The sequence below is a fragment of the Nocardia canadensis genome (assembly GCF_032656385.1).
In the GTDB taxonomy this organism is placed as follows: domain Bacteria; phylum Actinomycetota; class Actinomycetes; order Mycobacteriales; family Mycobacteriaceae; genus Nocardia; species Nocardia canadensis.
The window spans coordinates 1,701,924-1,725,389 of the sequence record NZ_JAVCWB010000010.1; the positions used below are offsets into that span (position 1 = coordinate 1,701,924).

General features: G+C 69.2%; 21 protein-coding genes. 7 read left to right on the forward strand and 14 right to left on the reverse strand.

From position 1 onward, the window contains the following. Positions 1–462: 462 nt before the first annotated feature. The 5 genes from Q7X29_RS30900 to mftA all read right to left on the reverse strand — a co-directional run bounded on the left by Q7X29_RS30900 (position 463) and on the right by mftA (position 6,538). Positions 463–1,839 (reverse strand): GAF domain-containing protein, encoded by a 1,377-nt coding sequence (locus tag Q7X29_RS30900; protein ID WP_218719666.1) that lies wholly within the window; start codon positions 1,837–1,839, stop codon positions 463–465. 105 nt (positions 1,840–1,944) lie between these two features. Beyond that, positions 1,945–3,390 carry a mycofactocin dehydrogenase MftG gene (gene mftG / locus Q7X29_RS30905; protein WP_316576146.1) on the reverse strand — a complete coding sequence of 482 codons (1,446 nt, stop codon included), beginning with the start codon at positions 3,388–3,390 and terminating at the stop codon, positions 1,945–1,947. A 10-nt stretch (positions 3,391–3,400) separates the two neighbouring features. After that, the gene (gene mftF, locus Q7X29_RS30910; protein WP_218719664.1) at positions 3,401–4,798 is read right to left on the reverse strand and encodes a mycofactocin biosynthesis glycosyltransferase MftF; all 1,398 of its coding nucleotides are present in this window, start codon (positions 4,796–4,798) and stop codon (positions 3,401–3,403) included. Between the two features lie 139 nt (positions 4,799–4,937). Beyond that, a complete protein-coding gene (mftC, locus tag Q7X29_RS30915; protein ID WP_218719690.1) occupies positions 4,938–6,431 on the reverse strand; it encodes a mycofactocin radical SAM maturase in 1,494 nt (497 codons plus the stop codon). A 2-nt stretch (positions 6,432–6,433) separates the two neighbouring features. Continuing rightward, the gene (mftA, locus tag Q7X29_RS30920) at positions 6,434–6,538 is read right to left on the reverse strand and encodes a mycofactocin precursor MftA (RefSeq protein ID WP_218719663.1); all 105 of its coding nucleotides are present in this window, start codon (positions 6,536–6,538) and stop codon (positions 6,434–6,436) included. 176 nt (positions 6,539–6,714) lie between these two features. Between mftA and mftR2 the strand changes: the two genes are divergently transcribed. Together mftR2 and Q7X29_RS30930 are read left to right on the forward strand one after the other, a co-directional pair. Continuing rightward, positions 6,715–7,353, forward strand: a complete 639-nt coding sequence (gene mftR2 / locus Q7X29_RS30925) for a mycofactocin system transcriptional regulator MftR2 (RefSeq protein WP_218719662.1) — start codon at positions 6,715–6,717, stop codon at positions 7,351–7,353. Between the two features lie 37 nt (positions 7,354–7,390). Continuing rightward, the gene (locus Q7X29_RS30930; RefSeq protein ID WP_316576147.1) at positions 7,391–8,446 is read left to right on the forward strand and encodes a ferredoxin--NADP reductase; all 1,056 of its coding nucleotides are present in this window, start codon (positions 7,391–7,393) and stop codon (positions 8,444–8,446) included. A gap of 16 nt (positions 8,447–8,462) precedes the next feature. On the opposite strand, the gene Q7X29_RS30935 is transcribed toward Q7X29_RS30930, so the two are convergent. The 4 genes from Q7X29_RS30935 to Q7X29_RS30950 form a co-directional block, all read right to left on the reverse strand. Further along, complete coding sequence (locus Q7X29_RS30935) at positions 8,463–9,203, reverse strand: DNA alkylation repair protein (RefSeq protein WP_316576148.1); 741 nt, start codon at positions 9,201–9,203, stop codon at positions 8,463–8,465. Positions 9,204–9,311: 108 nt separating this feature from the next. Beyond that, on the reverse strand, positions 9,312–10,076 hold the full coding sequence (locus Q7X29_RS30940; RefSeq protein WP_316576149.1) for a glutamate racemase: 765 nt from the start codon (positions 10,074–10,076) through the stop codon (positions 9,312–9,314). Between the two features lie 56 nt (positions 10,077–10,132). After that, the gene (locus Q7X29_RS30945; protein ID WP_316576150.1) at positions 10,133–10,342 is read right to left on the reverse strand and encodes a hypothetical protein; all 210 of its coding nucleotides are present in this window, start codon (positions 10,340–10,342) and stop codon (positions 10,133–10,135) included. A gap of 99 nt (positions 10,343–10,441) precedes the next feature. After that, entirely contained in the window at positions 10,442–11,641 is a 1,200-nt protein-coding gene (locus tag Q7X29_RS30950) for an NAD(P)/FAD-dependent oxidoreductase (RefSeq protein WP_316576151.1), read from the reverse strand. A 325-nt stretch (positions 11,642–11,966) separates the two neighbouring features. Here Q7X29_RS30950 and Q7X29_RS30955 point away from each other — a divergent pair, with 325 nt between their 5' ends. Both Q7X29_RS30955 and Q7X29_RS30960 read left to right on the forward strand, forming a co-directional pair. Next, the gene (locus Q7X29_RS30955) at positions 11,967–12,323 is read left to right on the forward strand and encodes an SPW repeat domain-containing protein (RefSeq protein WP_316576152.1); all 357 of its coding nucleotides are present in this window, start codon (positions 11,967–11,969) and stop codon (positions 12,321–12,323) included. Next, positions 12,323–12,940 (forward strand): TetR/AcrR family transcriptional regulator, encoded by a 618-nt coding sequence (locus Q7X29_RS30960; RefSeq protein WP_218719655.1) that lies wholly within the window; start codon positions 12,323–12,325, stop codon positions 12,938–12,940. The genes Q7X29_RS30955 and Q7X29_RS30960 overlap by 1 nt, the downstream gene beginning before the upstream one ends. 13 nt (positions 12,941–12,953) lie before the next feature. Here Q7X29_RS30960 and Q7X29_RS30965 read toward each other — a convergent pair whose 3' ends face one another. Continuing rightward, positions 12,954–14,468, reverse strand: coding sequence for an MFS transporter (locus tag Q7X29_RS30965; protein ID WP_316576153.1), 1,515 nt, complete (start codon positions 14,466–14,468; stop codon positions 12,954–12,956). 102 nt (positions 14,469–14,570) lie between these two features. On the opposite strand from Q7X29_RS30965, the gene Q7X29_RS30970 reads away from it, so the two are divergent. Beyond that, positions 14,571–15,455, forward strand: coding sequence for a helix-turn-helix transcriptional regulator (locus Q7X29_RS30970; RefSeq protein ID WP_316576154.1), 885 nt, complete (start codon positions 14,571–14,573; stop codon positions 15,453–15,455). Positions 15,456–15,582: 127 nt separating this feature from the next. Here the strand turns inward: Q7X29_RS30970 and fusA (Q7X29_RS30975) are convergent, their stop codons facing one another. Next, the gene (gene fusA, locus Q7X29_RS30975; RefSeq protein ID WP_316576155.1) at positions 15,583–17,664 is read right to left on the reverse strand and encodes an elongation factor G; all 2,082 of its coding nucleotides are present in this window, start codon (positions 17,662–17,664) and stop codon (positions 15,583–15,585) included. Between the two features lie 334 nt (positions 17,665–17,998). Between fusA (Q7X29_RS30975) and Q7X29_RS30980 the strand changes: the two genes are divergently transcribed. Together Q7X29_RS30980 and Q7X29_RS30985 are read left to right on the forward strand one after the other, a co-directional pair. Further along, positions 17,999–18,427, forward strand: coding sequence for a PPOX class F420-dependent oxidoreductase (locus Q7X29_RS30980; RefSeq protein WP_218719651.1), 429 nt, complete (start codon positions 17,999–18,001; stop codon positions 18,425–18,427). A gap of 104 nt (positions 18,428–18,531) precedes the next feature. Beyond that, a complete protein-coding gene (locus Q7X29_RS30985) occupies positions 18,532–18,888 on the forward strand; it encodes a nitroreductase/quinone reductase family protein (protein ID WP_394358753.1) in 357 nt (118 codons plus the stop codon). Between the two features lie 10 nt (positions 18,889–18,898). Here Q7X29_RS30985 and Q7X29_RS30990 read toward each other — a convergent pair whose 3' ends face one another. The 3 genes from Q7X29_RS30990 to fusA (Q7X29_RS31000) form a co-directional block, all read right to left on the reverse strand. Beyond that, positions 18,899–19,714 (reverse strand): alpha/beta fold hydrolase, encoded by an 816-nt coding sequence (locus Q7X29_RS30990; RefSeq protein ID WP_316576156.1) that lies wholly within the window; start codon positions 19,712–19,714, stop codon positions 18,899–18,901. Between the two features lie 206 nt (positions 19,715–19,920). Next, positions 19,921–21,111 carry an elongation factor Tu gene (tuf, locus tag Q7X29_RS30995; protein ID WP_218719650.1) on the reverse strand — a complete coding sequence of 397 codons (1,191 nt, stop codon included), beginning with the start codon at positions 21,109–21,111 and terminating at the stop codon, positions 19,921–19,923. A 114-nt stretch (positions 21,112–21,225) separates the two neighbouring features. Then, positions 21,226–23,328, reverse strand: coding sequence for an elongation factor G (fusA, locus tag Q7X29_RS31000; protein ID WP_218719649.1), 2,103 nt, complete (start codon positions 23,326–23,328; stop codon positions 21,226–21,228). Positions 23,329–23,466 lie beyond the last annotated feature (138 nt).

The window sequence follows — 23,466 nt, forward strand, 5'->3', positions numbered from 1 at the left end:
TCCTCGAATCGCGAAAAAAAGCAGAGGCGAACCGTTTTCGGGCAGCACGAAGACACCTGAGGTACTCCGTGGAGCGAGAAATTCGCCTGTGAGCGCAGTGGGCGTAACCGCCACACTCGCGCAGGATCCCCGACAGATCATGTGGACGAGATCGACGGCCCGGTGGACCGCCGGCGCGACGAACCACTGTGTCCGTCGCGGGGTGCCTAGCTGTTGATCGTTCCTCCAACATCGCGGCCGCGGCCCGAACCTCGCGCCCCGGCTATGTCACTTACATCACATGGCTGCCTGTCCATGCATTGCAGACACTAGGCGGTCAGTTAATAAAAAGAAACTTTTTCCGCTAAAAAAATCGGACGAACGTCCAGTCTCTCCGGGGAGGTTGCCGCGACCTGGGCATCAGTGTGTGCCACACCACATCTGCGCCAGATGTGTGAGCTACCACACTTTCAGAACGGGAGACTATGAGCCGAAACGTTGCATCTGCGTTGCATCGGCACCGAGGCGCCGATCGAGCACCCGGATCTTGGCCTCGATCTGCGCATACAGTGGCGAATCGCGGTCGACGGTGGACCGGTACGCGGCCCACGCGGCGGCGTCGTCGCGACCTTCCGGGCCCGCGGTCCACCGGCGCAGCACGCCGGGATCGGCGGACGCGAGCACGGCGGTGCGCAACCGCACCCGAAGCTCGTCTCGGATGTCGCAGATGCCCGGAGCCGACGATCTGGGGAGCACCGGACCGGCATACAAGCGCAATGCGGATTCGATATCACCGGAGTCGAGCGCGGCCCGCAGGGCCTCCACATCGGTTGCGACATGGACGCGCAGACGGTATGGGCGCGATCCGACGACCGTCGCGCCGATCACCGACCGCAGGCGCGACATCGCCGCGCGGATGGTGCCGTTGTCGAGATCGGTGTCGTCGAGCAGCAGCGCCAGATGATCGGCGCCGAGCCCCTCGGGATGCTCGGTGAGCAACAGCAGGATCTCGGCATGGCGTTGCGACAGCGATACCCGCTCCCCCGCCACACTCAGTTGCGGCTGGCCGAGCCCGAGGACCTCGAGCCCGAGCCGGGCCGGTTCCGCGTCGGCGGCTTGCTCGCCCGGGCGGTTCGGCTCGGCCGCGGGGACCCCGCGGCCGGCGCGCATCGCCCGCAGCACCAGATCCATCTCGGCGGCCGTCGCCGCGGCTTTGACCAGAGCGAGGATTTCAGGCTTGGCCACCCGCATCCCGCCGGCAATCATCAGCACGCCGATCAATCGGCCGTCCGGCTCGTGCACGGGGGCCGCCGCGCCGGTGATCTGATGCATCCGATGGAGGAAATGCTCGGGTCCGTGGATCCATGTCGCGCGACCGGTGCGCACGACGAGACCGACCGCGTTCGTGCCGATCCGGCGCTCGCTCAGATCGTCGCCTTCGCGCACGCCGATCTCGGCGGCGGCGGCGACCTGCTCCGGATGGCCGTGCACCGACAGCACACGACCGAACTGGTCGGCGACCGTCACGATCAGTCCAGCCCGCGCCGCGTCCTGGACCAGCAGTTTGTCGATGAGTGGCATCAGTGCGGCGATGGGATGGGCATCCCGATAACGCACCAGATCGGCACCACGAAGACCGCGACCGTCGAGTATGTCCGTCGGATCGATTCCGCCACGCGTACTGCGCAACCAGGACTCGAGAACGAGCGGACGCAACAGGCCGGCCAGCTGGGTCAGCTGGTCACCACCGGCACTGAGAAAACCATGGGCCTGTGCGGCATAGGCTTCCAGAGCTCCGAGCTGTGCGCCCGACTCCGCCGCCTGCCGTGGGGGCCGCCCACCTGCGAGATTGCTGACCATTTGCCTTTCTTTCCCGCTACAAACTGTACCGGTGAGTTATCGGCAGCCTCGCCAGAAGTGTGGGTTTGTCCCGCAGGTCACATTGTGGTAGCAGATGTCACTTCGTCACACCCGGTGTCGACGCGCTATCACTGTGGCGAGCAGCACCGTCGCGGCCTGCGGACCGCGGCGCAAGGGGACCGGCACGATCGACAGATCGGCCACCGTCAGACCCTCGATGCCGTGCACCCGGCCGCGATCGTCGACGACGGCGCGCGAGTCGTCGGCGGGGCCCATCCGGCAGGTGCCCGAAAGGTGCTGGGACGTCCCCAGATGCGAGCGTAGCCAGGCATCGTCGACGGTGCCCGGCGGCCGCCCGAGAATCCGCCCGGCGAGTTCGACCCCCGCGCGCAGGCGATCCCGATCGACGGCGGCGCGCAGATAGCCCTGGTCGATCCGGGCGGGAACGGCCGGGTCGGCGGAGACGAGGCCGAGCGTGCCGGATGACTCCGGCAGCATCAGCGCGACGCCGAGCCTGCGCAGGCCGGGCGTGAACATCGGGGTATACGGGCGCAGTTCGAGGTCGCCGAGTTCCAGGACGTATTCGAGGGCGACCGTGCTCGCCGTCGGCGGCGGCCCCGGGTACTCGACACCGATCTCGGGATGGTCGGTGCACCACTGCCCCACCGGCGCGGGCCGCACCACCGGGATGCCGAGCGAGCGCAGGAGCGGTTCCGGGCCGATCCCCGAGCGGATCAGCAGTGCGGCCGATTCCACCGCGCCCGCGCACAGGATCACCCGGTCGGCGTAGACCGTGCCGCGTTCGCGACCGCGCGCCCACTCGACGCCGACCACCCTGGCGCCGCGCGACACCAGGCGGGTCACCATCGTCGCGGCGGCGATCGTGAGGTTTGGGCGGGCGAGCGCGGGATAGAGATGAGTGATCGCGGTGCCCGCTCGGCGGCCGTCCGCGATCGCCAGTGGCACGCGTCCGAAGCCGACCGTCTCCCCCGGGTGGACCGCGGCGGCGCCGTGTTCTCGGCCGGGCGGAAGTGCTTCGGGGTGTGGCGCGTTCAGATCGGCGATCTCGGCGAAGCCCGCCGCCGCGCATCGGGTGGCGAAATCCACGCTGACCGGGGTCGGCTCGGTCGTGCGGCGGATCGGGATCGGGCCGGTGGTGCCGTGACCGGGCGCGGTGCCGAAATCGTGGTCGGTCTCCAGCCCGCGCAGGAACGGCAGCACCGCGTCGAACGACCACAGCGCACTGTCCGCCGCCGCGCTCCAGGCCGCGAAGTCGGCGGCGGGCGGGCGGACGAAATAGCTGCCGTTGATCGCACCCGAGCCGCCGATCAGCTTGCCCCGCACGATGTTCCCCGGATACCGCCACACCACGGCGGATTCCGGGCCGACCGGCAGGCGCCCCGGATCGAGCAGTGCGGCGGGCAGTGCGGCGGCCGAGGGCCAGACCGGACCCGCCTCGAACACGTTGACCGTGTGCGCCGGGTCGGCGCTGAGCTCGGCCGCGACCACGCAGCCGGCCGAGCCGGCGCCGACGACGAGTGTGTTCGTCACGCGGCCGAACTCAGCGCGGCGGCACGCTCGGCTTGAGCGCCTCGAAGCTGCGCGCCCTGATCACGCCGAGCCACAGGCCACTGCCGTAGGCCACGTCGTCGAGACGCTTGTAGGCGACATAGCGCACCGGATCGAGCCCGCCGGCGTCGCGGTGGGTGAACCAGTCGGCCAGCCCGTCGGCCAGGGCCATGGTGATCGCGATCTTGCGAATCCGCCGGGAAGCGAGCACCGCGATCAGCGTCACCGGCCAATAGTCCCGGCACATCGCCGAAGCCAGCCGCCACATTCCGGCGAAATAGCCGCGCGCCAGATACACCGCCGCGATGCGCGTGGGGTTGTCCAGTTCGGTGAACACCCGCCGCATCCGCACCAGCGCGGTGGCCAACGTGACCAGCCCACCGAGCAGGCCCCATTTGGACAGGGTCGCGAACAGGATGCTCGCCAGCACGGTCCAGGTCGGCACCGACAGCGGCGAGACCATGCCCGCGTGCCGCTTGCCCAGCGGCGCGGCGCCGGTGCCGTAGAACAGCCTTCGGCCGAACCACGCGCGGAAGGCCACCCGATGGTCGTGGGCGACGTGCGCGGCGGGCTCGTAGCGCAGCCGCCAGCCCGCCCGTTCCAGCCGCCAGCACAGGTCGACGTCCTCGGCCACCTGCATCGACTCGTCGAAGCCGCCCTCGTTGAGCAGCGCCGCGCGCCGGGTCAGCAGGGCCGCGCTCGGCACGTACGACACGACTCCGCGCGCGTGCACCGCCGCCTCGCGTCTGCCCAGATCCAGCGAGGACCGGGTGTGCTCGTAGCGGGCCAGCGCGTTGGACTCCTTGTCCAGCGCGACGATCCGCGGCGCGACCAGCGCCACCTGCGGATCGCTGAAGTGCCCGAGCATCACCTCGAGCCAGCCGCTGCGCGGCACCACGTCGGAGTCCAGGAACGCGACGAAGCCCGTTGTGGCCGCCCGTAATCCGGCGTTGCGCGCGGCGGCCGGGCCGAGCGGGGACTCGTGCCGCAGCACCGTCACCTGCCCACGGCCCTGCCGGGGCGGGATCCGCACCGGCTCGTCGGAACCGTCGTCGACGACGATCACGTTGTGCCCACGCAGCGTGGCCAGCAGCCGCATCAACCCGTCGGCGTTGTTGTACAGCGGGATGACGACGGTGATGTCGTCGAGCGAGGGCAGCAGCCGCGGCCGCGGGTTCGCCACACCGGAATCGAGCAGCCGGCGGGCGACGATCGCGGACTTGGTATCGGTCACCTCCAGGTACCCGTCGCCGATCAGCTCGGCGGCCTCCGGGGCCAGGCGCAGCATCCGCGCGGGCGATCCACCGATCAGGATCCGACCCCCGGAAAATGCGCGTACCCGTGGATCGATCCGTACCCCGAAGCCGTCGGGCAGACGATCATGGCGCATTCCTCGCATGCTATGCGCACTCGAGCTCGCAGACATCATCACCCCACAAAAAAGGAGGAAAGTCCGCCAGAAATGCCGCCGTGACCGATATCCGGGCGCGTCAACAAGATCGGCAGCGCACTTTCGGCAACCGACCCGTCTATCCGAGTGGACTCTCGTTGCACGCCTTGGCAGGAGCGCGCTTGACCGTCAACGGCAGCGAGACCCGACCACGGGTACGAACCGGGCGCGAATGATCGACCGCGGGTCGCGGAATCGTGCGGCCCGGCATCGACAGTGCCGCTTCGCCATAGCCCTGCACGCATTCCGGGTCGGGACCGTTCGCGGGCAGGCCGGTGAAGAACTTCGCCGCCATGCAGCCGCCGCGGCACGCGTCGTAGTGCGAGCACTTGGTGCAGGCGCCGCCGTCGACCGGCTCGCGCAGTTCGGCGAACAGCTCCGAGGTGGTCCACACCGCGTCGAAACCGCCGTCGGCGACGATGTTTCCGGCCTTGAACCGGTCGTGGATGGCGAACGGGCAGGCGTAGACGTCACCGACCGGATCGACCAGGCACACCACCCGGCCCGCGCCGCACATGTTCAGGCCCGGCAGCGCGGAACCGAAGGCCGACAGGTGGAAGAACGAGTCGCCGGTCAACACGCCCTCGCCGTTGGCGACGAGCCAGTCGTAGAGCTCGCGCTGCTGTTCGGGCAGCGGGTGCAGCTCGTCCCAGACGTCGGCGCCGCGGCCGGACGGACGCAGGCGGGTCAGCCGCAGGGTCGCGCCGTAACGGTCGGCGATGGCCTTGAATTCGTCGAGCTGGGCGATGTTGTGCCGGGTCGCGACGACCGAGAGCTTGGCGTCCTTGAACCCCGCGTTGTGCAGGTTCTCCAGGGCGCGGATCGCGGTGTCGTAGGAGCCGGGGCCGCGCACGGCGTCGTTGACCGCGGCGTCGGCGCCGTCGAGGGAGATCTGCACGTCGACGTAGTCGCTGGCGGCCAGCCGCGCGGCGACCTCCTCGTTGATGCGAACGCCGTTGGTGGAGAACTTGACCCCGACATGATGGGCGGTCGCGTAGTCGACCAGCTCCCAGAAGTCGGGTCGCACCGTCGGCTCACCGCCGCCGATGTTGACGTAGAAGATCTGCATGCGCTCGAACTCGTCGATGAGCGCCTTGCACTGCTCGGTCGTCAACTCGTTCGGGTCGCGGCGACCCGACGAGGACAGGCAGTGCACGCAGGACAGGTTGCACGCGTAGGTGAGTTCCCAGGTCAGGCAGATCGGCGCCGCCAGGCCGGATTCGAACCGGTCGATCAGCTTGCCGCCCTGGGTGGTGTCCGTGGAGGCAGGCAGGCTCACCGGTGTCACCGGCGTGACCGGGCCCGGCGCGGGCACGATCATGTCGGTGTCGGCCAGCTGCGCCAGCGCCTTGATGTGGGCGTCGGACGCGCCGACGCCCTTGGCTCGCAGCGCGTCCCGCACCGAGGCGTGAGCAGGCAGCGACTGCACCACGTCGACCAGATCGCGGCTCTTGAGGAACGAGAGCTTGCGAGTGCCGAAGTGGTACAGCAGCGCACCGAAGGACTCCGGGCGCAGCGAGACGCGCGGATGCAGCGCCCAGCGGGTGTCGAGATCGAGCACGCCTGCCTCCATGGTCAGTACACGCCGCACATGCCGTCGATGCTGACCTCTTCGATCAGCGTCTCGGTGACCAGGTCTTCGTCGGATTCGACGGTCGCAGGCGTTGCGTTCTCGGGCATGACTACCTCCATTGTGTTGCCGGTCACCGCCGACTTTAACGTCAGTCACTGCCATAAAGGGGCGGAATTCGAAAATCTCGATGGCCGCGAGCACCTCGGCGCACCCCTCTAGACTTCCGGGAGCAGGACGGGAACGCCGCCGGTGGGTCCGGTGGCAGTAGAGGTGAGGCGGAAGCTTGCGTAACCACGGAGGGGCAGGGAGCGGCGCGCATTCCACACTCTCGGAGTCGGAGATCGTCGAGGCGGCACTGCGAGTCGTGCGCGAGGACGGCGTGGAGAAACTGTCGATGCGCAGGCTCTCCCGCGAGCTCGGCGTCTCGCCGATGGCGCCGTACTACTACGTCGCCGACAAGCGGGAACTGCTCGATCTGGTGGCCAGCGCGGCCCTGCTCGGGGTCCGCAAGCCCACCCGGGAGTCGGGGCCGTGGCAGGAGCGCCTGCGCGACCTCATCGATCAGATAGACGATAAACTGCGCAGGCATCCCGGCCTGGGCGACATCCTGCTCGAGCAGATGCTCGGCAAGCAGCTCGACCTGATCGACGCCGTGATGGAGATCCTGTTCGACGCGGGCTTCAGCGACCGCAACGTGCTGGCCGCGTATGCGACCATCCACACCTACCTGTTCGGCCGCAGCCGGGTGAATCCGCGGGACCGCTCCGCCCCGGCGGACGTGCTGTTGCCCGAGGCGGTGGCACGGGCCACGAAGTACATGGCGGACCTGCGCGGCAAGTACTCCTACGACTTCGGGATGGAGGTGCTGGTCGCCGGTCTCGAGGCGCAGCTTGCCCTGCAGGCGCGTCCCGACCTAGCATGAAACTGAAACACGTTCTAGTTTTGTTCGAGAGGACGACATGACCACAGTCGAGGTTCCGCACGGTTCGCGGTCGGTGGTGCTGCGGGTGGCCGCGGTGATCGCCGAAACGGCCGACACCCACTCCGTGGTCTTCGAGGTGCCCGCCGACCTCCGCGAACGCATGGCCTACACCCCGGGCCAGTTCCTGACCCTGCGCATCCCCAGCGACCAGACCGGCTCGGTCGCCCGCTGCTACTCGCTGGCCAGCTCGCCGTTCACCGACGATCTGCCCAAGGTGACGGTCAAGCGCACCGAGGGTGGCTACGGCTCGAACTGGCTGTGCGACAACATCTCCGCGGGCGACGAGCTCGAGGTGCTGCCGCCCTCGGGCGTGTTCACCCCCAAGAACCTCGACGAGGACCTGCTGCTGTTCGGCGCGGGCAGCGGCATCACCCCGGTGATGTCGATCCTGAAGTCGGCGTTGTCGCAGGGCAGCGGCAAGATCGTGCTCGTCTACGCCAACCGCGACGCCGACTCGGTGATCTTCGCCGACGAACTGCGCGACCTGGTGGGCAAGCATTCCCAGCGCCTGTCGGTCATCCACTGGCTCGAGCCGCTGCTCGGCCTGCCGACCGCCGACATGCTGGCCACCCTGGTCGCGCCCTACACCGCCTACGAGGCGTTCATGTGCGGACCCAAGCCGTTCATGGACCTGGTCCACGACGCGCTGGCCACCCTCGAGGTGCCGCGCAACCGCACCCACGCCGAGATCTTCAACTCGCTGGCGGGCGATCCGTTCGCCGACCACGCTCCCGTCGAGCTCAGCGAGGAAGAGGCGGCCGACGCCGCGACCGTCGAGGTGGAGCTCGACGGCCAGGTGCACGAGCTGTCCTGGCCGCGCAAGCAGACGCTCGTCGACATCATGCTCGACAAGGGCCTGGACGTGCCGTACTCCTGCCAGGAGGGCGAGTGCGGCTCCTGCGCCTGCACCGTGCTCGAGGGCAAGGTCGAGATGGCCAACGCCGAGATCCTCGACCCCGAGGACATCGAGAACGGCTACATCCTCGGCTGCCAGGCCCGGCCGGTCACCGACCACCTGAAGATCCAGTTCTGAGCGGGGCCGCGCCGCCTCAGCGAAGCGCGCGGTAGGCGGCGCGTTCCTCGGGCGTCAGGTGCTCGACGGCGTAGCTCAGCGCGGTCCGGCCCATCCCGGCCGCGTTGGCGTCGAGGAAGCCGGTGAGCACCGCCGGATCGACGCGTTTGCCGATCTCGCGCAGCATCCAGCCCAGCGCCTTCTGGATGAGATCGCGGCGGTCGTCGAGCAGCTCGCTCGCCAGTTCCAGCGTGGTGCTCGGATCGCCCGCCTTGATGAAGGCGAAGGTCGACAGCAACGCCACCCGCCGCTCCCACAGCGAATCCCGCCGCGCCAGGTCGAACAGCAGGCCGCGGTCCTTGTCGAGCAGCCACGGGCCGACGATGTTCTCGGCGGAGGCGTCGACCAGATCCCAGTTGTTCACCCGGCCCCGGCGCACCGCGTCCAGGTAGAACTCGACCATCTCCGCGCGCGCCGCGTCGTCGCGGGTGCGCGGTTTCGACGCCGCCGCGAAGCGGGCGTTCAGGATGAGCAGCGCGGCCAGCCGTTCCTCGTGGACCGGGCTGTCGAGCAGGTCGCCGATCTGCTTCAGCGGCAGGGTGGCGAACTGTTTGGCGACCTTGCGCGTGGCGGGGACGCGAACGCCGAGGAAGACATCGCCCTCACCGTATTCACCGGCGCCCGTCTTGAAGAAGCGCTGGAGGTGGATGGCATCGGCGGGATCGGCTTGCTCGGCGAGCGCCGCCCGCACCTGCGCGGCGGTGGGGAGCTCGGACACAGGGCACCTCCGGCGTCGGGGGAATTCCCTCGCATTCAACACCGGCGGACCGACAGATTCGCGTCGGCCGCCGACGGGCGTGTCCGCCGACCGATCGGCTCGGCGACCTCAGCCGGGCAGCGCGCCGACGACCCGGCCGGACTCGAAAGTGGCGGCACTGCTGGGCAATTCCCCCGGCCTGCCGCTGTTGCGGACGGTGACGGTGCCGGTGCCGGCGGTCGGGCGGCCGAGTTCGTCCATCTTGCGGATCGTCTGCGCGGCGACGGCCTGAGCGCTGTCGAACAGGCGAACGCCGTCCGGCAGCGCCCCGATGATGGCATCGATGACCAGCGGATAGTGTGTGCAGCCCAGGACGACGCCCTCCACATCGGCGGGCGTGCGAGCGGCCGCGTCGGCGATGGACTCGCCGATGGCGGACAGGTCGCCGCGGTCGATCGCGTCGGCCAGGCCGTGGCAGGCCACCCCGACGACTTTGGCGTCTCCGGCGAACTGGGCGATCAGGTCGGCCTGGTAGCGGCTGGCGGTGGTCGCCGCGGTCGCCCACACGGCCACCGAACGGCACTGCGCCGCCGCCGGCTTGATGGCGGGCACGGTCCCGATCACCGGCACCGACTCCCCCACCTCGGCCCGCACGTGCGCCAGCGCGGTCACGCTCGCCGTATTGCACGGCAGCACGATCACTTCGGCGCCGAGTTCCAGCGCCTGCCGCGCCGCACCGAGCACCCGCTCGACCACCCAGTCCTCCGGCTTGGGCCCCCAGGGCGCGCCCTCGGGGTCGAGCAGCAGCAGCAGATCCGCATCGGGACGCATTGTGCGCAACCACGCCGCCGTCGGCAGCAGGCCGAGGCCGGAATCGATAAGCGCGACGATCACGGGTCCACCGTATTACAGGCCCGCGAATCGACCTGCCGCGACCGTATCCCCGCGCGCTACACCAGTTCGATCTCGTCGAAGCCCGCCGTCAGCGTGTGCCGCCGTTCCCGCAGCACACCGCCTTCGCGGTGCACGCTCCCCTCCGCGAATTCCAGCCGCACCGTGGCGCGGCGCACGTCGACCTCCCTGACCACACCGCAGACACCGCTGAACGGGCCTTCCGGGAAATAGACGACATCACCGGCCGAGTACTCGGTAAACCCCACGGCGCCACAGTAATCCAGGCCGGTGACGAGGTCCCGGCGTCGGCCGGTTCTCAGCCGCCGTCCCGATCGATCGGCGCGGCGGCTGTGAACCTTTCCGGATCAACCCGCGGCGGCGAGCAGGTCGGCCACCGGGGTGGCGGTGGCCAGCTTGGCGCGCAGCTTCATCACCTGACCGGTCAGACCGGCGCCGAGAACGGCGGTGAGGATGCCGTCGCGGGAGTAGTAGGCCAGGAACTTGCGGCCGTCGTCACTGACCACGGTGACGTCGTCGGCGGGCGACGGGGTGCCCAGCGCCTGGATCTTGACGTCGTACTGGTCGCTCCAGAAGTACGGCACCCGGGCCGCGGTCGGGGCCGCACCGCCGAGCAGCGCGGTGACCAGCAGCTTGGCCTGCTCGCCCGCGCTGGTCCAGTGCTCCACCCGCTTGCGGACACCGGTGTCGTGCTGCCAGGCGGCCACGTCGCCGACCGCCCAGACGGCCTCCGCGGAGGTGCGGCCGACCTCGTCGGCGAGCACGCCGCCCCCGGCGGAAGCCTCGGCCAGTTCGATGCCGGAACCGGCCAGCCAGTCGGTCACCGGCACCGATCCGACACCGACCACCACCAGGTCCGCATCGACCTCGGTGCCGTCGGTGAGCAGCGCGCCGCGCACCCGGCCGGATTCGTCGGACCGCAGGGTGTCGACGCCGACGCCGCAGCGCAGGTCGACGCCCTCGTCGCGGTGCATGCGGGCCACCAGCCCGCCGATCCGCTCGCCGAGCACCGAGGCCAGCGGAGTCGGCTGCGGCTCGACCAGAGTCACCGCGACATCCGCGGCCCGGAAGCTCGCGGCCAGTTCGCAGCCGATGAAACCGGCGCCGATGATCAGCGCCCGATTCGCGCCGTCCAGTTCGGCGCGCAGCGTCTCGGCGTCCTCGTGGGCGCGCAGCACGTGCACGCCCGCCACCTCGGGCAGCCCGGGCAGCCTGCGCGGGCGCAGCCCGGTCGCGATGATCAGCTGGTCGTAGCCGAGGTCGCTGCCGTCGGCGAGGGTGATCGTGCGCGCGGCGGTGTCGACGCCGGTGACGGCGGTGCCGAGGCGCAGCTCGATATCCTTCTCCGCGAAGAACTCCGGCGGCCGCAGGGTGGTGTCGTCGGTCTCGCCGCGGACGAACTGCTTCGACAGCGGCGGGCGGTCGTAGGGCGGACGCGACTCGTCGCCGAGCAGCAGCACCCCGCCCTCGTACCCGGCCCGGCGTAGTTCCTCCGCCGTGCGCAGGCCTGCCAGACCCGCTCCGACGATCACGATGGGCGCGCTCATACCTGTGTCCTCTCGGCCTGTGCGGCGCCCTGCCTGCTCGCGCGAGCCACCGCCGCCGGGAGCTGACCGCTCATGCTCTCTCGATTCGGCATGCTCGGGCGCCCTACGTGGTTACGCAGACTGCCGCCTTCGGGCGCTGACCGCTCATGCCATGTTCTTGTGTTGCGGGCCACTACGGCCCCGAAGATGTTTGTACCAGTGCGACCCGCCACAGGTGACACCCACGTCGCAACGCAACCGTGCCGCTTCCGATGTCGACCGGGCGGTCAATCAGGAGTAGACCGAGGTCAGAAGTATTTTTCGTCTCATCGAGGAGGCATTCCCCATGTTCACCGACAGCCGCGCACAGGATCTTCTCGCCGTCGTGCTCGGCGCATTCACCGCGCTGTCGCCCCTGTGGGTCGACACCAACGACAACGCCCGCTGGACGCTCATCGTGCTCGGCGTACTCATCGCCGCGACCGGGCTGATCCAGATGGCCCGGGCGAGCATGTCCAGCGCCGACTACGCGATGGGCCTGTTCGGCGTCCTGCTGTTCATCTCGCCGTGGGCGATGGACTTCACCGCGTTCCGCGGCGCCTCCTGGACCGCATGGGTGGTCGGGGTAGTGACGGCGGTAGTCGCGGTCGCCGCGCTGCCCGCGATGAACGAACGCCTGCACAAGATGGCTCCGCATCACTGATGCCGGGCCGACGCGTCGGGCGCCGCAACGCGAAACGCGATGGCGACGCCCGGCAACTCATTCTGGATGCCGCCGAGAACCTGTTCGCCGCACAGGGATTCGACGCCACCCCGACCGCGGCCCTGGCCGCGGCCGCCGGGGTACCCAAGGGCCTGGTCTTCTACTACTTCCCCACCAAGAACGCGATCCTGTCCGCGCTGATGCGCGAACGGGTCCCCGAACACCCGATCGACGATCTCGGAGCCGTGGTCGCCCCCGGTGATCCGGCCGCCAGCCTGATCAACCTCGACTCCGCCATCAACCTGCGCGACCACCATTCCTCGGTCCTGCGGGTGATCATGTGGCGCGAGGCCGACACCCACCCCGACGTGCGGCGTACCCTGCGCAACCTGCGCGACCAGCTTCTCGACGCCACCGCCCGCGTCCTGCAGGCCAGCGTCCCCACGCCCGTCCGTCCGAGCACTCTGCACGCGTGCGCGTCGGCCTGGGTCTCGGCCATGTTCGCCATCGCCAGCACCGACCGCCTGCACGCCCTGGACGGCGTCCCGGTGCCGACCCCCGACGACCTGCTCGATGTCGCCCAGGTGGTGGCGGCGGGGATGACCCAGCTCGGCTGAGGACCGCCCGCCCTCACCCCGGCGCGGAGGCGCGGTCGTCGCCGGTCACGGCGTCCGGCGTACCGACCACGGCCGCGCGGGGACGGAGGACCCGCACCGCCACCCCGCCCAGCACGAGGTGCAGGACCGCGGCGACCGACGCGACCGCGTGCAGTCCCGTGACGAACGCGCCGCGCGCGGCGTCGAGCGTCGCGGGAGCCGCCCCGGGCAGCCGCAACGTCTCGCCGAGGGTCGGCGCGAGATCGGGTCCGGCCAGCCGGAAGACCAGCGCGGCCAGCGAACCGAAGACCGCGATCCCGATCGCGTTACCGAGTTCGTTGCCGGTCTCGGCGAGCGCGGCCGCCGATCCCGCCCGCGCGGGCGGCACCGCCGCGACGGCGATATCGGCGACCACACTGAACGAGATCCCGTACCCGATCCCGGCGACGGCGGTCGAGGCGATGTACCAGCCGATGCCCGCCGCGTCGTCGGCGAGCAGCAACAGCAGCAGTCCCGCCGCGATGCCGAAGTGCGCGCTGATCAGCGCGTTCGACCGGCCGATCCGGGCGACCACGGCCGGGGTCAGCACCGCCGCCACGGTGAGGACGACGGCGCCGGGCACCGCGAGCCACGCGGCGCGGGCGACCGTGAGCCCCAGCACGGATTGCAGATAGGTACTCGCGAGATAGGCCGTCGCCGACCACGCCGCCAGCGGCAGGAACCCGGTGACGATCGCGATCGCGAACACCGGATTGCCGAACAGCCCGAATTCGACCAGCGGGTGCGCGATCCGGAACTGCCTGCGCACGAACCACGCCAGCAGGGCGACGCCCACCAGCCCAGCCACCGAGCCGGTCGCCGACGGACCGTCGGCCGCCGCGTGCTTCAGCGCGTACATGGTGAGCAGCAATCCGGCGGCCGAGGCGAGCACACTCGCCACGTCGACCCGGCCGGTGCCCGGCGCGCGCACCTCGCGCAGCAGCACCGGCGCCAGCAGCAGGAACACCAGCAGCACCGGCAGATTGAGCAACAGCACCGATCCCCACCAGAACCTGGTGAGCAGCTGTCCCGCCACGATCGGCCCGATCGCGAAGCCCGCGGCGAAGGTGGCGGCGAAGATGCCGATGGCCTGGGCCCGCGTACGCGGATCGGGGAACAGGGTGCTCAGGATCGCCAGCGCCGACGGCAGCAACGTCGCCCCGGCGACGCCCATCAGCACCCGCAATCCGATCAGGATCGCCGCGTTCGGCGCGAAAGCCGCTGCCGCCGAGGCGATACCGAAGACCGCGGCGCCGATCAGCAACAGCCGCAACTGCCCGTACCGGTCACCGATGGCGCCGAACGCGATCAGCAGCGAGCCGACCGCGAAGCCGTAACTGTCCAGGATCCACAGGGATTGGTCGGCGCTCGGGGTGAGGGCCTCGGTGAGCGCGGGCATGGCCAGGAACAGCACCGAGCCGTCCATGGCGACCAGCAGCACCGGGCCAAGGATCACCAGCAGGCCGAGCCAGGCCCGCACCGGCGTGGGTGGGGCGTCGTGTCGAGTCATGTCCCGAATCTGCGGCGGTCCGCGCCCGGCAGCCAGACCCGGCGATGGGTACACCTCGCAGGGACACCCGCCGCCCGGCCGCCGTGCCTACGATCGGAAGGCATGGAACGGGAAACCCTCGGCGCCTTCCTCAAGTCCCGCCGCGGCCGGGTCACGCCCGAGTCCATCGGGTTACGGACCTACGGCGTGACCCGCCGGGTTCCCGGTCTGCGCCGCGAGGAGCTGGCCCAGCTGGCCGGGGTCAGCGCCGGGTACTACACGCGGCTCGAACAGGACCAGGCGGGAACGGCGTCGGCGCAGGTCATCGATGCCATCGCGCGGGTGCTGCGGCTGGACGTCGCCGAGACCGCCCACCTGCACAACCTGGCCGAATCGCCCGCCGCGCCCCGGCTGACGCGGTCCGGGCCCGAACGCGCGCACCCGCGAGTCCTCGCCCTGCTCGACGCGCTCGGCGACAGCATGCCCGCGCTCGTCCTCGGCCGCCGTGGGGACGTCCTGGCCTGGAACCCCACCGGGCACGCCCTGTTCGCCGCACACCTCGATGCCGCCGCGCCGGCCGATCCGGCGGTGCGGCCGTCGATCCCGCGCATGTTCTTCCTCGATCCGCTCAGCCGGGAACTGCACCGCAACTGGTCCGAACTGGCCCGCGTCCACGTCGCCTACCTGCGCCTCACCGCGGGCCGCTACCCCACCGACGCGCACCTGGCCGAGCTGATCGGCGAACTCGCTATGCGCAGCACCGAGTTCGCGACCCGGTGGGCCGAAGGGGAAGTCGCCGACTGCACCGTCGGCGCGATGCACCTGCACCATCCCACCGTCGGCGACGTCGATGTCGACTACCAGGTGTGGTTGCAGCCGGACAGCCCCGATCATCGGCTCGAGGTCTACACCCCGCGCGACGCGAGCACCGCCGACGCGCTGCGGCTGCTCGCCCGGGCGGCAGCGGAGAGTGCGAACCGCCAGGATCGGGTCGTCACCCCCGAATGAGCGGCTAGCTCGGCATCAACGGGCGGACAGCACCGACTTTCCATCGCGGCGCCCGCGGCCACGTTCGACCGCAAGCAGTCCGAGCAGGTGGCGCCGTATCCGTGGATACGACGCCACCTGCGCCTCGTCAGCCGGCGATGATCGACTCCGCGACGCCGGCCGGAACCGGCGCGTAGGAGTCGAACACCATGGAGTAGGTCGCTCGGCCGCGGGTCTTCGAACGAAGATCCCCGATGTAGCCGAACATCTCCTGCAGCGGAGTCAGGGCCCGCACGACGCGCGCGCCCGCCCGCTCGGTGAGCTCGGTGACCCGCCCGCGCCGGGCGTTCAGATCACCGATCACCTCGCCGAGATACTCCTCCGGGGTGACGACCTCCACGGCCATCACCGGTTCGAGCAGCACCGGCTTCGCCCGCGCGACCGCCGCGCGCACCGCCGCCGCACCCGCCAGCCGGAACGCCAGATCCGACGAATCCTGCACGTGGGCGGCGCCGTCGAGCAGCGTCACCCGCACGTTCACCAGGGGGAACCCGGCGAGCGCGCCGACCCGCAGCGCGTCCTGCGCGCCCGCGTCGACCGCGGGCAGGTACTCCCGCGGCACGCGCCCACCGGCCACCCGGCTCTCGAATTCGTAGACCGCGCCGTCCTCGGCCACGTGCGGCCGCACCGCGATCACCACCTTGGCGAACTGCCCGCGCCCGCCCACCTGCTTGCGATGGGTGTACTCGAACTGCTCGACGGCGGCGGTGATGGTCTCGCGATAGGCCACCCGGGGCGCGCCGATCTCGGCCTCGACCCGGAACTCCCGGCGCATCCGGTCGACCAGGATCTCCAGATGCAGCTCGCCCATGCCGCCGATGACCGTCTGACCGGTCTCGGCGTCGACCTGCACGGTGAACGTCGGATCCTCCTCGGCCAGGCGCGTCAGGGCGGTGCCCAGTTTGTCCTGATCCGCGCGGGTCCGCGGTTCGATCGAGACCGCCAGGACGGGTTCGGGGAAGGCCATCGACTCCAGCACGACCGGATGGTTCCGATCGCACAGGGTGTCGCCGGTGCGCGTCTCCTTCAGGCCGATGACGGCACAGATCTGCCCGGCCCGCACCCGATCGACGGCGATCTCGGTGCTCGACTGCATCTGGAACAGCTTGCCCAGGCGCTCCTTTCGTCCCGTGGTCGAATTCAGTACGGCCGCACCGGGTTCGACATGTCCCGAGTAGACCCGCAGGTACACGAGCTTGCCGAAGAACGGATGCAGCGCCACCTTGAACGCCAGCGCCGCGAACGGCTCGGCGACATCGGGTGCGCGCTCGAGGTACTCACCCTCCGGCGAGAACCCTTGTACGGCAACGACATCCAGCGGCGAGGGCAGGTAGTCGACGACCGCGTCCAGCAGCGGCTGCACGCCGATATTGGCCAGCGCCGAACCGCACAGAACCGGGTAGGCGCGCGCGTCGATCGTCATCGTGCGGATGGCGGCCTTGAGCACGTCGACCGGAATCGGCGCGCCGGACAGGTACGGCAGCAGCACCGCCTCGTCGGCCTCGGCGACCGCGGCCACCAGCGCCTCGCGGTGCTGTTCGGCCGTGACGCGCAGGTCGTCCGGGATCTCGACGATCTCGAACCGCGCGCCACGGTCGGTGTCCCCACGCCACACCTTCGCCGTCATCTCGACCAGGTCGACGATGCCCTCGAACTCGCGCTCGGCGCCGATCGGCAGCTGGATCACCAACGGCCGCACGCCGAGTCGCTCCGCGATGGTCCGCACGGTGAACGCGAAGTCCGCGCCGAGCTTGTCCATCTTGTTCACGAAACAGAGGCGGGGCACGCCGTAGCGGTCGGCCTGCCGCCACACCTGCTCGGACTGCGGCTCGACGCCCTCCTTGGCATCGAACACGGCGACCGCGCCGTCGAGCACCCGCAGCGATCGCTCCACCTCGACGGTGAAGTCGACGTGGCCGGGGGTGTCGAGGATGGTGATCTCGTGCTCGTTCCACCGGCAGGTGGTGGCCGCGGCGGCGATGGTGATGCCGTGCTCGCGCTCCTGGATCATCCGGTCCATGGCGGCGGTGCCGTCGTGGACCTCACCCAGGGTGCGGGTGACGCCGGTATAGAACAGGATGCGTTCGGTGGTGGTCGTCTTGCCCGCGTCGATATGGGCCGCGATGCCGATATTGCGCATGCGGGCGAGGTCGGGCCGTCTCGTGGTCATGGGAATCCCCCAGTACGTCAACTAGTTCGGTCGAAGAAGTCGACGCTCGCCAGTTGTGCGTTCCACCGGACGGCACGGGCATCGAATCACGCGGCGCCACACCGGCGCCCGAGGACCCGATGCGAACTAGCGCCGCGAATGCGGACGTACCGTAACCATGCCCCCAGTTCTACGCGCTCGGACCCCGCGCTGTCGACGGGTTTTCCCGGCCGATGTCCTCGGGGCCCGGCGGGCATAAATCGGCCGTCACGGCAGTTCGTCTCACCGAGGGGACATCGCCGTCGATCGCGGTGGCCTCGTCCAGCGAGTCAGCCCACCCAGAGGAGACCCACCGATGACAGCGGCATTCGACCCGCACGATCTGCTCGCGACAGCGAAGCTCGGCGTGCTCGCCACCATCAAGGCGGACGGACGGCCCCAGCTGTCGCCCGTCACCCCGTACTACGACCGCGAAGCCGGCGTCATCTACGTCTCGATGACCGAAGGCCGCGCCAAGACCACCAACCTGCGCCGCGACCCCAGGGCCGCCGTCGAGGTGACCGCGCCCGACGGCTGGTCCTGGGCCACCGCCGAAGGCAGCGTCACCCTGACCGGTCCCGGCACCGATCCCGACGGCCCCGAGGTCGCCGCCCTCGTCGACTACTACCGCGCCGCCGCCGGCGAGCACCCGGACTGGAACGAGTACCGCGAGGTCATGGTCGCCGACCGCCGCGTCCTCATGGCGCTGAGCGTCGAACACGTCTACGGCGCCAAGATCCGCTGAACGCCGGAACCGTTTCGGCCCCAAGAACTCTCAGGGCTCTGCCAAAGAACCTCGGTACCGTGGGCGCAACGAGCCCGTTCTTCATCCTCAGGCAGGAGAAGCCGTTGAGTCAGGAATCAGTGTTGCGCCGAGTCGTGCACGGCATGAACGCGGGCGTGGTCGCGCTGACCGAAGCCCCGGTCGTCGGCAAGTTCCTCGGTAAGGCGTTCGCGCAGGTCAGCTACGTCGGCCGGCGCTCGGGACGCACCTTCAGCACCCCGGTCAGCTACCGCCGCTCCGGGGACGAGTACGTCATCGGCGTGGCCATGCCCGACAAGAAGCAGTGGTGGCGCAACTTCCTCGGCGAGGGCGGCCCGATCACCTTGCGCATCGACGGCGTCGACAAGGCCGGTCACGCGGTGACCCACCGCGACGACCGTGGCCGGGTCACCGTCCGCGTCCGCCTGCTCGCCCCGGCCTGATTCCCGCCGCTCAGATTCCCGGCGCCGTCAGGAACGCGGTGACGTCGGCAGCGAAGCGCTCGTGCTTGATCGCGCCGAGGTGGCTGGTGTCCGGGTAGACCACGAGGCGGGCGTCGGGGATGCCGTCGGCGGTGCGCCGGAAGGTCTCGACGGAGTAGTACTCGTCCCGGTCACCGCCGACCACCAGGGTCGGGGCGGTGATATCGGCGAGCCTGCCGTCGAGGTCGAACGCGTCCTCGGCGCGCACGAACGCGAGCGTGTCGGCCGGGTTCTTCGGCCGCACCAGGGGATCTGCGAGCCAGGCGACCGCGCCGACCAGCCGTGCCTTGACCCGCGACTCGATCCCCTGCGTCGCCAGATGATGCAGCGCCCGCTTGCCCGCGGCGGCCGCCGTCGCGTACTTCATCTGCGATTCCCTGGCAGCGTCCTCGAGCCGATACCCCGACGACGCGACCACCAGCCGCCGCACCGCCGACGGATGATCCGCGGCGAGCTGCAAGGCCAGCGACCCACCCGACGAAATCCCGAGCACGTCGACCGCAGCACCGAACTCGCCCAACAGCGCCTCCGCATGCTCGCGCGCGATATCGGCCATCGTCGTCCCCACCGCCATCCCCGGCGCCCGATTCACCGCGTACACCCGGAAGTTCCTGGCCAGCGGCGCCATCGTCTTGATCTCCGAGCTCCGCATCCACCCCCGCGGATTCGCGTGATCGGGCGTGAACCACCGGAGAAACACCAGCGGCGGCCCGTCCCCGAACGCCAGATAGGGCATCCCGTGCTCGAGCACACCCTCGGTGACCTCGAACCCCTGCACCACAGACACGCCTGCCTCCGATCCGCCGGATATCTCCCTCCCGAACGCTACCCAGCGTGGTGCCGCCCCGCGATGACCCCGGAGGTCATGGCGATCTCGTCACTGGCCGCCGCGCTGGATCACTGGTGCTGTGGCCACGCGACAGCCCCGGGAAACGCCGAACGGCGCCGCTCCCGGGGGAGCGACGCCGTTGCGGTGTCAGTGGGTCTACAGACTCACTTGATGATCTTCGTGACGCGACCGGCGCCGACGGTGCGGCCACCCTCACGGATCGCGAAACGCAGGCCCTCGTCCATGGCGACCGGCTGGATCAGCTTGACGGACATCTCGGTGTTGTCACCGGGCATGACCATCTCGGTGCCCTCGGGCAGGGTCACAACGCCCGTCACGTCAGTCGTACGGAAGTAGAACTGCGGACGGTAGTTGTTGAAGAACGGGGTGTGGCGGCCGCCCTCGTCCTTCGACAGGATGTACGCCTGGCCCTCGAACTCGGTGTGCGGGGTGGTGGTGCCCGGCTTCACGACGACCTGGCCGCGCTCCACGTCCTCGCGCTTGATGCCACGAACCAGCAGACCGACGTTGTCGCCCGCCTGGCCCTGGTCGAGCAGCTTGCGGAACATCTCGATACCGGTGACCGTGGTCTTGGTCTTGTCCGGACGGATGCCGACGATCTCGACTTCCTCGTTCACGTTGATGATGCCGCGCTCGACGCGACCGGTGACGACGGTGCCACGACCGGTGATCGTGAAGACGTCCTCGACCGGCATCAGGAAGGGGAGCTCGGTCTCACGGACCGGGTCCGGGATCGACTCGTCGACGGCAGCCATGAGCTCGACGATGGACTCGGCCCACTTCTCGTCGCCCTCGAGGGCCTTCAGGCCGGAGACGCGCACGACGGGGGCATCCTCGTCGAATTCCTGCGACGCCAGCAGCTCGCGGACCTCCATCTCGACGAGCTCGAGGATTTCCTCGTCGTCGACCATGTCCGACTTGTTCAGCGCGACCAGGATGTAGGGCACGCCGACCTGACGGGCGAGCAGCACGTGCTCACGGGTCTGCGGCATCGGGCCGTCGGTGGCGGCCACGACCAGGATCGCGCCGTCCATCTGGGCGGCACCGGTGATCATGTTCTTGATGTAGTCGGCGTGGCCCGGGGCGTCGACGTGCGCGTAGTGGCGCTTCTCGGTCTGGTACTCGACGTGGGAGATGTTGATCGTGATACCACGAGCCTTCTCCTCCGGCGCCTTGTCGATCTGGTCGAAAGCGAAGCTCTCGTTCAGATCCGGGTACTTGTCAGCCAGCACCTTGGTGATCGCCGCAGTCAGCGTGGTCTTGCCGTGGTCGACGTGACCGATGGTGCCGATGTTGACGTGGGGCTTCGTCCGCTCGAACTTCGCCTTCGCCACTGTTGTCCTCCTGGACTAGTTAGTGCGTGCTTTTTTGCAGCAGTGCGGTTATTAAGGGGGGTCGTGCTGACGCCCGGTTGCCGGGGCCAAGCGTACTTGGCCCCGGCAAGCGAATTACTCGCCGGTCGCCTTGGCGATGATCTCCTTGGACACGTTGGCCGGAACCTCCGCGTACTGGGCGAACACCATGGAGTAGTTCGCGCGGCCCTGGGTCTTCGACCGCAGGTCACCGATGTAACCGAACATCTCCGAGAGCGGAACCAGCGCCTTGACGACACGGGCACCACTGCGTTCCTCCATGGCCTGGATCTGGCCACGGCGGGAGTTGAGGTCGCCGATCACGTCGCCCATGTAATCCTCGGGCGTGATGACCTCGACCGCCATGAGCGGCTCGAGGATCACCGGACCGGCCTTACGGGCCGCTTCCTTGAGGGCCTGCGAGCCCGCGATCTTGAACGCCATTTCCGAGGAGTCGACGTCGTGGTACGCGCCGTCGAGCAGGGTGACCTTCAGGTTCACCAGCGGGTAGCCGGCGAGCACGCCGTACTGCATGGCGTCCTGGGCACCCGCGTCGACCGACGGGATGTACTCACGGGGCACGCGACCGCCGGAGACCTTGTTCTCGAACTCGTAGTGCGCGCCGTCCTCGCCGACGAAGGGCTCGACCGCGATGATGACCTTCGCGAACTGGCCGGAGCCACCCGTCTGCTTCTTGTGCGTGAACTCGAGCTTCTCGACCGGCTTGGTGATCGTCTCGCGGTAGGCCACCTGCGGCTTACCGACGTTCGCCTCGACCTTGAACTCGCGCTTCATGCGGTCGACGAGGATGTCGAGGTGGAGCTCGCCCATGCCGCCGATGACGGTCTGGCCGGTCTCGGCATCCAGCTTGACCGAGAACGTCGGATCCTCGCGCGCCAGCTTCTGGATCGCGGTGCCGAGCTTCTCCTGGTCGGACTTGGTCTTGGGCTCGATCGAGACCTCGATGACCGGGTCCGGGAACGTCATCGACTCGAGGACGACCTGGTTCTGCGGGTCCGAGAGGGTGTCACCGGTGGTGGTGTCCTTCAGACCGATCACGGCGTAGATGTGGCCGGCCGACGCGGTGGTGACCGGGTTCTCCTTGTTGGAGTGCATCTGGAACAGCTTGCCCAGACGCTCCTTCTTGCCCTTGGTCGAGTTGACGACCTGCGAGCCGGAGTCGACCTTGCCCGAGTACACGCGGACGTAGGTGAGCTCACCGAAGAACGGGTGCACCGCGATCTTGAACGCCAGGGCCGCGAACGGCTCGTCGACGTTCGGCTTGCGGGTGACCAGCTCGTCTTCCTTGCCGGGCACGTGGCCGGTGGTGGCCTCGACGTCCAGCGGGGAGGGCAGGTAGTCGATGACCGCGTCGAGCATGGGCTGCACGCCCTTGTTCTTGAACGCGGAACCACACAGCACCGGGTACAGCTCGGAGTTGACCGTCATCTTGCGGATGGCGCCCTTGATCTCCTCGACCGAGAGCTCCTCGCCGCCGAAGAACTTCTCCAGCAGGGACTCGTCGGACTCGGCGACGGTCTCGAGCAGCTCCTGACGGTACTGCTCGGCCTTGTCCTTGAGATCGGCCGGGATCTCGACGACCTCGTACTCTTCGCCGAGCTTGGTCTCGCCCTTCCAGACCTTGGCGTTGTTCTCGACCAGGTCGACGATGCCCTCGAAGTCGTTCTCCGCGCCGATCGGCAGCTGGATGACCAGCGGCTTGGCACCGAGACGATCCTTGATGGTCTGCACCGTGAAGTAGAAGTCGGCGCCGAGCTTGTCCATCTTGTTCACGAAGCAGATACGCGGCACGTCGTACTTGTCGGCCTGACGCCACACCTGCTCGGACTGCGGCTCGACACCCTCTTTGCCGTCGAACACGGCGACCGCACCATCGAGCACGCGCAGCGACCGCTCCACCTCGACGGTGAAGTCGACGTGCCCGGGGGTGTCGATGATGTTGATCTGGTTGTCTTTCCAGAAGCAGGTGGTAGCGGCGGAGGTGATGGTGATACCACGCTCCTGCTCCTGCTCCATCCAGTCCATGGTGGCCGCGCCGTCGTGGACCTCACCGATCTTGTACGTGATACCGGTGTAGAAGAGGATGCGTTCGGTAGTGGTGGTCTTGCCCGCATCGATGTGGGCCATGATGCCGATGTTGCGGACCTTGTTCAGGTCGGTGAGCACGTCCTGTGCCACGGAAATCTTCCCCGCTCGTTAGCTAGTTGGGATTCTCGGGAACGACCCTGGTTCGGGTCGTCACAATGTCAACGCCGGGGGCGGCACCGAAGTGCCGCGTCCCGACTGAAAGCCTTCCGGCGCCGACACTAGCGACGG

Bases quoted from the DNA above. Each gene is read 5' to 3' on its own strand.
- Q7X29_RS30955 (WP_316576152.1), top strand. From the start codon at position 11,967: ATGTTCACCGACAGCCGCGCACAGGATCTTCTCGCCGTCGTGCTCGGC.
- Q7X29_RS30970 (WP_316576154.1), top strand. From the start codon at position 14,571: ATGGAACGGGAAACCCTCGGCGCCTTCCTCAAGTCCCGCCGCGGCCGG.
- Q7X29_RS30900 (WP_218719666.1), bottom strand. From the start codon at position 1,839: ATGGTCAGCAATCTCGCAGGTGGGCGGCCCCCACGGCAGGCGGCGGAG.
- Q7X29_RS30960 (WP_218719655.1), top strand. From the start codon at position 12,323: ATGCCGGGCCGACGCGTCGGGCGCCGCAACGCGAAACGCGATGGCGAC.
- mftA (WP_218719663.1), bottom strand. From the start codon at position 6,538: ATGCCCGAGAACGCAACGCCTGCGACCGTCGAATCCGACGAAGACCTG.
- mftC (WP_218719690.1), bottom strand. From the start codon at position 6,431: ATGGAGGCAGGCGTGCTCGATCTCGACACCCGCTGGGCGCTGCATCCG.
- mftF (WP_218719664.1), bottom strand. From the start codon at position 4,798: ATGCGCCATGATCGTCTGCCCGACGGCTTCGGGGTACGGATCGATCCA.
- Q7X29_RS30930 (WP_316576147.1), top strand. From the start codon at position 7,391: ATGACCACAGTCGAGGTTCCGCACGGTTCGCGGTCGGTGGTGCTGCGG.
- Q7X29_RS30950 (WP_316576151.1), bottom strand. From the start codon at position 11,641: ATGAGCGCGCCCATCGTGATCGTCGGAGCGGGTCTGGCAGGCCTGCGC.
- fusA (WP_316576155.1), bottom strand. From the start codon at position 17,664: ATGACCACGAGACGGCCCGACCTCGCCCGCATGCGCAATATCGGCATC.
- Q7X29_RS30980 (WP_218719651.1), top strand. From the start codon at position 17,999: ATGACAGCGGCATTCGACCCGCACGATCTGCTCGCGACAGCGAAGCTC.
- Q7X29_RS30965 (WP_316576153.1), bottom strand. From the start codon at position 14,468: ATGACTCGACACGACGCCCCACCCACGCCGGTGCGGGCCTGGCTCGGC.